General features: G+C 73.1%; 6 protein-coding genes. 2 read left to right on the top strand and 4 right to left on the bottom strand.

Translation table 11 applies throughout. From position 1 onward, the window contains the following. The 4 genes from N869_RS11905 to N869_RS11890 form a co-directional block, all read right to left on the bottom strand. Window positions 1-965: GTPase (locus N869_RS11905; protein ID WP_232229715.1), on the bottom strand; the 965-nt coding region annotated here is incomplete at its 3' end. Further along, complete coding sequence (locus N869_RS11900; protein WP_052105490.1) at window positions 962-2,824, bottom strand: GTPase domain-containing protein; 1,863 nt, start codon at window positions 2,822-2,824, stop codon at window positions 962-964. The genes N869_RS11900 and N869_RS11905, both read right to left, overlap by 4 nt. Window positions 2,825-2,828: 4 nt before the next feature. Continuing rightward, window positions 2,829-4,511 (bottom strand): energy-dependent translational throttle protein EttA, encoded by a 1,683-nt coding sequence (ettA, locus tag N869_RS11895; protein WP_035062008.1) that lies wholly within the window; start codon window positions 4,509-4,511, stop codon window positions 2,829-2,831. Window positions 4,512-4,571: 60 nt separating this feature from the next. Further along, entirely contained in the window at window positions 4,572-4,976 is a 405-nt protein-coding gene (locus tag N869_RS11890) for a single-stranded DNA-binding protein (protein WP_084137057.1), read from the bottom strand. A 157-nt stretch (window positions 4,977-5,133) separates the two neighbouring features. Between N869_RS11890 and N869_RS11885 the strand changes: the two genes are divergently transcribed. Continuing rightward, a complete protein-coding gene (locus tag N869_RS11885; protein ID WP_035062006.1) occupies window positions 5,134-5,925 on the top strand; it encodes a sulfite exporter TauE/SafE family protein in 792 nt (263 codons plus the stop codon). Between the two features lie 75 nt (window positions 5,926-6,000). Continuing rightward, a complete protein-coding gene (locus tag N869_RS18800) occupies window positions 6,001-6,489 on the top strand; it encodes a hypothetical protein (RefSeq protein ID WP_035062004.1) in 489 nt (162 codons plus the stop codon). Window positions 6,490-6,511 lie beyond the last annotated feature (22 nt).

Below are 6,511 nucleotides of genomic sequence, written 5' to 3'. Positions count from 1 at the left end.
CCGGTGCGGCGGCGGGCGGCGCGTGCGGAGGCGTCGTGGGCGGCGCGCTGGACCAGGGGTACCCCTGCGGCGTCGCCCAGCGCGGTGACCAGGTGGCGGTCGTCGTGGGTCCCGTTGCGGGGGGTGGCGTCACGGGTGGGGGGTGGCTCGCAGTGCTGGAGGACCTCGTGGGCCAGGGACACGACGTCAGCGGTGAGCCTGTCGATCGCGGCGGTGCGGCGTGCCGCGGCTGCGTCCACAGCCTCCCGGAGTGCGTCGACGCCCTCGCCGGTGCGTGCCGAGACCGCGAGCACCGGGACGCGGTCCAGGCCGTCGTGCGCGAGGACGGTGGTGAGGTCGGTGGTGCAGGCGCGCAGCTCGGTGGGGGTCAGGCGGTCGGCCTGGTTCAGGACGACGGTGAGGACGTCCTGGTGGTCGGTCAGGTGGCGCAGGTGGTGCTCGTGGACGGTCGCGTCGGCGTACTTCTGGGGGTCCAGGACCCAGATGACGAGGTCCACGAGGCCGACGAGGCGCTCGACCTCGAGGCGGTGGCCGATCTCGACCGAGTCGTGGTCGGGCAGGTCCAGGAGGACCAGGCCAGGGCCGGCGGTGTCGAGCTGGTGGCGGCGGCGGACGTCCAGCCAGTCGAGCAGGGGTGCGGCCCCGTCGCCGCGCACCACGGCGACCGTCTCGCGGGTGGTGGGACGGGTGACGTCCACGAGAGCGGCGTCGCTACCGGTGAGGGCGTTGACCAGGGAGGACTTGCCGGCGCCGGTGGGCCCGGCGAGTGCGACGACGGTGTGGTCGGGCAGCCGGAAGCGGTCGCGGACCTGGTCGGCGAGCTGGTCCCCGCGGGCGCGCAGGGCGGGGGGCAGGACGTGGCGCCCGGCGTCGAGCGCGTCCCGCAGGGCGGTGGACCTGTGGGTCAGGGGCAGGACGTCGCTGCGGGGCGTGGGGGCGTCCGGTGCGGGGGTGGCGGCCGTCACGGGCGGCGGACCTTGCGCCACAGGCGTCGCCAGACGTTCTCGTCCTGGTGCGGGTCGGCAGTACGGGGTTGTGGTGCGAGGACGGTGACGTGTGGTGCTGGGTCCGTGGCTGCGGGGTCGTCGGTGCCGAGCACCTCGGTGGCGACGGTGCGCAGCTCGGCCAGTGCCTGGTTCAGGGCGGCGGCGGCGTCGGGGCGGACGTCGGTGGCGTCCAGGAGCGCCAGGTACCTGTCCTGCTCGGTGCGCAGCAGGCCGTGGACCCGGTCGCGGAGGTCCTGGTGGGCGGTGTCGGTCAGGCGTCGCACCGCCTCGTCACCGAACACGGCCTCGAGGAGCCGTTGCGCGAGGACAGCGGTGCCGCCCGCGACGCCGACCTCGGCGGCGGTGAGGCCACCGGTGGAGGCGAAGATCGCGATCATCAGGGCTGCGCCCAGACCGTTGACGCCGAGGGACAGTGCCCGTGCGGTGCCGCGTCGCCCCTGCCCCTCGGTGGCGACGAGGTCCAGGACGTCGCCCTGCCAGGCGCGGATCTCGGCGTCGGCCCGTTCGGGCAGGTCGCTGGTCGCCCGTGACAGCCGCAGGCCGTCCAGGAGCCGCGCGCCGACGGGGTCGTGGGACCAGGCGTCGTAGGACCTCTCGGCTGCGCGGTCGGCCGCGTCGGTGATCAGGTCGACCAGGCCTCGACCGACCGCGTGGGTGACCCGTTCGGGTGCGGGCCGCCCGCGCACGGTGGCGACCAGCCGGTCACGCCAGGAGCCGACCTTCTCCTCCAGGCTGCGCATCAGCTCGCCGGTGCCCACGAACTCCTGCCAGCGGGCCAGGACCTCTCCGCGGAGCATGGTCCCGTCGGCGGTCGAGCGGGCCACCTGGTCCAGGGCCTCGTCGTGGGCGGCAGCGACCGTTCCCCGCAGGGTCTGGTTGTGGGCGTCCTGGGCGAGGATCGCGTCGGCCAGGTGCGGGCCCCGGGTGAGGAGGTCTGCGACGGCCCCACCGACCGTGCGGCGCACCACGTCCGTGCGTGCGGGTGCGTCGGCGACGGTGGCACGCAGCCAGGCCTCGACGGGGGCGATCGCCTCAGGGGGCAGGAGCCCGTCGGTGACGGGTGCCTCCTCGACGACGGCGACGTGGGCCTGGACCCCGCGTGCGTCGAGCATGCGACCCAGGTCAGCGGTCACGGCCTCGCGGGCGTGCGGCTCGACCCGGTTGAGGACCACGAGGACCACGGCGCGCCGCTGCGCCGCACCGTCGAGGAGCTCCCACGGGACGGCGTCGGCGTACCGTGCCGCAGTGGTGAGGAACACCCACAGGTCGGCGGCGCCGAGGAGCTGGGCCCCGAGGCGGCGGTTCTCGGCCGAGACCGAGTCGATGTCAGGTGCGTCCAGGACGGCCAGACCGCGGGGCAGCCGGGCGTGGGGCACCAGATGCAGGCCACCGGCACCTGCGGGGTGGGGGTCGGGCGTCCCGTGCGCAGTCGTGGTGGCGGGCCCGGTGGTGCGCGCGAGCCCGGGAAGGACCCGGTCGGTGACGTACCAGGGAGCGTCGTCCGGGTGGTGCACCAGGACGGGCCGACGCGTGGTGGGACGGATGACCCCGGCGGCGCTGACCGGGTGACCCACCAGGGTGTTGACCAGGGTGGACTTGCCCGACCCGGTCGAGCCACCGATCACCGCCAGGAGCGGCGCACCCAGCTGGTGCACGCGTGGCAGGAGGTGGTCGTCGAGGCGGTCCGTGAGGTCACGGGTGAGGTCACGGGCCTGGTCCGCCCCGGGTAGCTCGAGCGGCAACCTGACCTTCCCGACGGCGGCGCGCACGCCGGTCAGCGCCTGGGCCAGGCGCTGACCGGCGTCGGCCGTGAGCACGGGGTCAGTCCCGGGTGAGCTTGCGGTACGTCACCCGGTGGGGGCGGGCCGCGTCCGCGCCCAGTCGCTCGACCTTGTTCGCCTCGTAGGACTCGAAGTTCCCCTCGAACCAGTACCAGTTGGCCGGGTTCTCGTCGGTGCCCTCGTAGGCCAGGATGTGGGTCGCGACACGGTCCAGGAACCACCGGTCGTGGGACACGACCACGGCGCAGCCGGGGAACTCCAGCAGGGCGTTCTCCAGGGACCCGAGGGTCTCGACGTCCAGGTCGTTGGTGGGCTCGTCCAGGAGCAGGACGTTGCCGCCCTGCTTCAGGGTCAGGGCCAGGTTCAACCGGTTGCGCTCACCACCGGACAGCACCCCCGCGGGCTTCTGCTGGTCGGGGCCCTTGAACCCGAACGCGGCCACGTAGGCGCGGGACGGCATCTCGACGTTGCCGACCTTGATGAAGTCCAACCCGTCCGAGACGACCTCCCACAAGGTCTTCTTGGGGTCGATGCCGCCACGGCTCTGGTCCACGTACGACAGCTGGACGGTCTCGCCGACCTTCAGGTCGCCGCCGTCGAGCTCCTCCAGGCCCACGATCGTCTTGAACAGCGTGGTCTTGCCGACACCGTTGGGGCCGATCACACCCACGATCCCGTTGCGCGGCAGGGAGAAGGACAACCCGTCGATCAGCACCCTGTCGCCGAAGCCCTTGTTCAGGTCCTTGGCCTCGATCACGATGCTGCCCAGGCGGGGGCCCGGGGGGATCTGGATCTCCTCGAAGTCCAGCTTCCGGGTCCGGTCCGCCTCGGCGGCCATCTCCTCGTAACGGGCCAGACGGGCCCTGGACTTCGTCTGGCGGCCCTTCGCCGAGGACCGCACCCACTCGAGCTCGTCCTTGAGGCGCTTGGCCAGCTTCGCGTCCTTCTTGCCCTGGACCTCCAGACGCGCCTGCTTCTTCTCCAGGTACGTGGAGTAGTTGCCCTCGTAGGGGTACAGGCGCCCACGGTCGACCTCGGCGATCCACTGGGCCACGTGGTCCAGGAAGTACCGGTCGTGGGTCACCGCGATGACGGCGCCCTCGTACTGGGCCAGGTGCTGCTCGAGCCACAGCACGCTCTCGGCGTCCAGGTGGTTGGTCGGCTCGTCCAGCAGCAGCAGGTCGGGCTTCTCCAGGAGCAGCTTGCACAACGCCACCCGGCGACGCTCACCACCGGACAGCACCGACACGTCCGCGTCCGGCGGCGGGCAGCGCAGCGCGTCCATCGCCTGCTCCAGCTGGGAGTCCAGGTCCCACGCGTCGGCGGCGTCGATGGCCTCCTGCAGCTTGCCCATCTCTTCCAGGAGCGCGTCGTAGTCGGCGTCCGGGTCGGCCATCTGGGCCGAGATCTCGTTGAACCGGTCGATCTTGTCCTTGATCTCGCGCACGCCGTCCTCGACGTTGCCCAGCACCGTCTTGGACTCGTCCAACGGCGGCTCCTGGAGCAGGATCCCGACCGTGAACCCGGGCGAGAGCCGGGCCTCACCGTTCGACGGCTGGTCCAGCCCGGCCATGATCTTCAAGATCGTGGACTTACCGGCGCCGTTGGGACCGACCATGCCGATCTTGGCGCCCGGGTAGAAGCTCATGGTGACGTCGTCGAGGATGACCTTGTCGCCGTGCGCCTTGCGCGCCTTGTACATGGTGTAGATGAACTCAGCCACGGTCGGGTCTGCTCCAACGGTCGATCGGGGCGCACGGGGGCGCCTGGGCCACCGGCCAGCCTACGACGTCACGGCACCGGTGTCGGCAGGCGCCTCGGCGGTGGCGTGCGTGCGGCGTGTGAACACCGCCGTCCCGCGCGACAGGTCGTGACCGACCGCACCCGCGTCCACGACCAGGCCCGTGCGCGGGCCGGACTCGGTGTCCCACTCCTCGGTGCGCAACCGCCCGTGCACCACCACCGGGTCACCCTTGCGCACCGACCCCGCGACGTTCACCGCCGTGTCCCGGAACGCCTTGACCGTGAACCACTCGGTGCGCCCGTCCTGCCACGCCCCGGCCCGCGCGTCGTACCGGCGGGGCGTGGACGCCACCCGGAAGCTCGTGAACGGAACCCCCTCGCCGACGACCTCCCGCGGGTCCGTCGCCGCCCACCCCACCACCGTGATCGTCACACCGTTCGTCATCGCCACCGCTCCTCCTCCGCTGTCCGTCCGCCCCGGTCACGGGCACACCACAAGCCTGGACGCCCACCCGGACGGTCCCCGTGCAGGGCCTTCGTCCTGTGGAGCACCGCTGCGCGCGGCATCATGGGGGCGCCCCCAGACCCCCGGACGGAGGACCGTGGCGCCAGGCCCGCAACCGCACCGCCCAGCCCTGGTACGGCTGGTCGTGATCGGGCTCGTCGGCGGCCTCATGGCAGGGCTGTTCGGTGTGGGCGGCGGGTTGCTGATGGTCCCGCTGCTCATCACGTTCGCGGGTCTGGACCAACGGCGCGCGGCCGCCGCGTCCCTGCTCGCGATCGTGCCCACCTCCGTGGTGGGGGCGACCGGTTACGCGCTGCGCGGTGAGGTCGACGTCCCCGTCGCCGCACTCGTCGCCGTCGGCGGGGTCGTCGGCGCGCACCTCGGTGCCAGGCTCATGCGCGTCCTGCCACGACCGTGGCTGCGGTGGATGTTCATCACCCTGCTCGTCGCCGTCGCCGCGTACATGGCGTTCGTGGAGCCCGCACGCGGCACCCAGATCGACCTCACGCCCGGCTCAGGTGCGGGGCTGCTCGCCACCGGCGTGGTCATGGGCGTCACGGCCGGGCTCTTCGGGGTCGGTGGCGGGCTCATCACCGTGCCCGCCCTCATCGTGCTGTTCGGCGCCGGTGACCTGGTCGCCAAGGGCACGTCCCTGCTGGTCATCGTCCCCACCGCGATCGCCGGCACCTGGGCCAACCACCGGGGCGGGCAGCTCGACGTCCGCACCGGCCTGGTCGTCGGAGGCTGCGGGACCCTCGCCTCCTTCGGTGGCGTGGAGCTCGCGTTCCTGGTGCCCGCCCACCTGTCCGGCGTCCTGTTCGCCGCCCTCGTCATGACGTCCGCCGTCCAGCTGACCATCCGTACCCTCAGGCGCCGCAGGCGAGGCTGACCGGCCCGACGGTGCGGCAGGCTCGACGTCGCCCGCCTCCTTGCGGACCAGTCCCACGGCCTCACGCAACGACCGGTGGTCGGCCAGCACCTCCAGGACCGGGTCCAGCAGCAGCCGGTCGGCCACCGCCCCGACCTCCTGCCGCACACGTTCCCCGAACCGGCCGGCCTCCGCCTGCGCGGCACGGGCCTCGACCCGGCCTGCGAGCCACCACGTGCCTGCGCCCGCAGCGAGCAGCACCAGCACCCCGACGCCCAGGCCCACGACCCCGTCACCACCACCGACGGCCACCCCCACCGTGACCGCCAGCAGCACCAGCGCCGCCGCGACCAGGGCCGTGGCCACGCCCCGCACCACCGTCGCGGCCCGCGACCGGGTGGGCATGCAGGTCACGTCCTCCAACGCCCGGTCCACCGCCGTCGCCAGGCGGTCCGGCGGTGCTGCGACCTCGTCCAACCGGTCCTGCCACAACGGCGGCAGACCCTTGCCGGCATCGGCCAACCACGTCCCCCGCACCAGGGCCACGTGATCGGGCTGGGCCGGACCGACCGTCACCGCCCGTGACCCGCGCACAGCGCCGGCAGCG

Origin of the sequence: Cellulomonas bogoriensis 69B4 = DSM 16987 (genome assembly GCF_000767165.1) — a bacterium.
GTDB classification, from domain to species: domain Bacteria; phylum Actinomycetota; class Actinomycetes; order Actinomycetales; family Cellulomonadaceae; genus Actinotalea; species Actinotalea bogoriensis.
This window is presented reverse-complemented; position numbering and strand designations above follow the sequence as displayed.